This window comes from Candidatus Cloacimonas sp. (genome assembly GCA_039680785.1).
In the GTDB taxonomy this organism is placed as follows: Bacteria; Cloacimonadota; Cloacimonadia; order Cloacimonadales; family Cloacimonadaceae; genus Cloacimonas.
This window is the reverse complement of the sequence record JBDKSF010000080.1, coordinates 1-2,938: the sequence shown is the minus strand read 5'-3', so window position 1 is coordinate 2,938 and position 2,938 is coordinate 1. Positions and strand designations below refer to the sequence as shown.

The 2,938-nt window shown below is 37.7% G+C and carries 3 protein-coding genes and 1 pseudogene; all 4 read left to right on the top strand.

The window, feature by feature from the left end:
• The first annotated feature begins 213 nt into the window (after nt 1–213).
• Nucleotides 214–1,641, top strand: a complete 1,428-nt coding sequence (locus tag ABFC98_05350) for a radical SAM/SPASM domain-containing protein (GenBank protein MEN6445453.1) — start codon at nt 214–216, stop codon at nt 1,639–1,641.
• Complete coding sequence (locus ABFC98_05345) at nt 1,619–1,828, top strand: hypothetical protein (GenBank protein MEN6445452.1); 210 nt, start codon at nt 1,619–1,621, stop codon at nt 1,826–1,828. Before ABFC98_05350 ends, ABFC98_05345 begins: the two co-directional genes overlap by 23 nt.
• A 13-nt stretch (nt 1,829–1,841) precedes the next feature.
• Nucleotides 1,842–2,570: pseudogene (locus ABFC98_05340) on the top strand (phosphatidate cytidylyltransferase).
• Between the two features lie 3 nt (nt 2,571–2,573).
• The coding region (locus ABFC98_05335; protein ID MEN6445451.1) for a phosphatidate cytidylyltransferase at nt 2,574–2,938 on the top strand (365 nt) is incomplete at its 3' end.

Sequence of the window (2,938 nt, the reverse complement as noted above, 5' to 3'; positions counted from 1 at the left end):
TGATAGAGGAATTTCGGGAAGTTGCCTACGAACGGATGGCAGAAAAAATCAATGCCGTATTAAGTGAAACTGAAACTGCAATTCTTGCCGAACTTTTCAAAAAGATTGTTCAAAAAGCCTGATTAGTTAGAAAACAATAACTATATTTGGAGCATAAAACATTTATATTAGAGATATTTCATCAACCAAAATAAATATTAAACTTTGAGTGACATGGATAACTTAATGTTTGTCAAAAAATTAGTCAAGGCGTCTAAATCTGGTTTAGTGAATAAAATATTTCTTAAACAGATGGACTCTTTCCTTTACAAAGAAATTGTGCAGAATGATGACCATAATCTAAATGAAGTGCAAAATAAGAAATTCCGCTTTATCTCTTCTATGCTGCATATGGCAATGAAAAATGTCCGGAAAGGTTATGTGTCTTCATATGCCATTGAAAGGCTGTCCGAAGTATTAGTTGAAAATTCATTTTTCAAAGACAAAAATGAGTTTAAAGAAAAAAGGGAGGAGTTTATAAAAGAGAACGGATTTTTTCCACCAAGCTTTGTTACCTTATCACCGACTCAGCACTGCAATCTTAAATGCACCGGGTGCTATGCAAACTCAGACAGTAAAACAACACCCACATTACCTTTTGAAATCGTAAACCGCATTTGCCAGGAAGTACATGATCTTTACGGCAGTCGTTTTATCACAATAAGCGGAGGAGAGCCTTTTCTTTATAAAAGTGACAATCATACCCTGGTTGATATTTTCAGAAAATATAACGATATGTTCTTCCTTGTGTATACCAACGGAACTTTGATAAACAAAGAAATGGCAGCCACTCTTGCAGAGTTGGGCAATGTAACTCCTGCAATATCTGTAGAAGGTTTTGCCAAAGAGACCGATGAAAGAAGAGGGCAGGGTATTCACAACAAAATACTTGAGGCGTTTAAAAATTTACGGGAAGCAGGTGTTCCGTTTGGAATCTCGGTTACGGCAACAAGCAAAAATGTCGATACTTTGCTTTCTGAAAAGTTCTATGAATACTATTTTGAAGAACAGGGAGCCACTTATATGTGGGAATTCCAGTTCCTGCCAATAGGACGCGGAAAGAAGACATTCGATCTCGTGGTCTCTCCGGAAAATCGTCTGAAGCTTTATAACATGTGGGTGACACAGATTTCACAGAAAAAGCATTGTATTGCCGATTTCTGGAATAGCGGGGTTCTTACCTGCGGATGTATTGCCTATGGAGGAAACCGTGGTTATATCTACATAGACTGGAACGGAAATATCATGCCATGTGTTTTTGTCCCTTATTACATCAACAATGTCATTGACCTTTACAATAACGGGAAAAACCTTGTTGATGCTTTAAAGACCGACATGATGAAAAGAGGCCGTAAATGGCAAGACGATTATGGACTTAACAATCACAAAACAGCCGAAAACTGGCTCACTCCATGCTCATTCAGGGATCATTTCGACAACTTTATGAAAAATATCATTACCAGTGATGCCAAAGCAGAAAACCCCGAGGCGCAGCAAATACTTTTTGACATGGAGTATTATGAGCAAATGTCGAAATATGACAATGAGATTGAAGAGTTAACAAAACCAGTATGGCAGAATGAATATGTTAAACACAACTGAGAAAAAGGGAGAAAACATTAATATCCCCAACCTGTTTTCCATCTTTTTAGTGATTAATCTGCTCACCGGTGCGGCCGATGGTTTTATTGCCCCTTTCTACTATTTTATAATAATCTGTGGGATTTTGGGAGCTATAGAACATATTACAATCCAACTTATAATTCCGGAAATGCGGTCTAACTTATAATGATTATAAGCCAATGATACAGACAATCTACTTTGTAATTCTTGTATATTTTCTTCTCGGAGGAGTAGCATTCTATTTTATTAACCGGAGAAAAGAGCCCGGAGATGCACGCAAAAACCGGATAAAATTTTCTACATACTTCCTGATAATTAATATTTTATTTTTCAGTATAGTAATAAATCCGATAGCTTTCCGATATCTTGCATCGGTGATTATCATTGCTGGATTTTATGAACTGTTTAAGCTTTTCAGGGAATCCGGATATAACAGGAAGGGTTTATTCCTGCTTTCAGTCTCTCTTTTTGCAGTGCTCTCTTTTGGCTTTTTCTTTTTCAGCGGCATGAAAAAGGAGTTAATTCTCTTTTCGTTCATTATCCTTTCCATTTTTGACAGCTTCAGCCAGATAACGGGACAACTATGGGGGCGAAAAAAATTATGTCCCAAAATAAGCCCCAACAAGACAGTGGAGGGGTTTACCGGAGGGGCACTGGTTGCCATTTTAAGCGCACTTCTTATCAAGGGCCTTATTGCAGCACCTTCGTTAAAAGCAATGCTTCTGGCAGCGGGAGTGGTGTTCTTTGCATTTACAGGCGATATTTCTGCCTCATATTTTAAGCGGAAATACAATGCCTAAGATTTCAGCAACTTCATTCCGGGACACGGAGGTTTTCTTGACAGATTCGACAGTCTCGTGGCAGTTGGTGCATGGATAGCGTTTATTGGAAGTTTAATAAATATTTAAGATATGGGAAACCAGATAACTTTGACTGTTATTTTTCTGATTGCAATTATTTTAGTGCTGGCTTTAGCCGAATTAGTATACCGTCGCTTGGGGATCAATGGAGAAATAACACGTAAATTGGCACACTTTACGGCAACACTTTCAACAATAACCTTCCCCTATCTTTTTACGGACCACTGGTATGTTCTGGTGCTGGCTCTGTTTTTCTTTCTGATTCTGTTTGTCAGCCGTAAAGGAACTCTATTGAGATCAATTAATGACATTGACAGGATATCCGTGGGGAGTTATTTGTTACCTATTTCCATTTATCTTACTTTTTTGATTTCCAGCAAACTTGAAAATGAGTTCCTTTATATTCTGCCAATTCT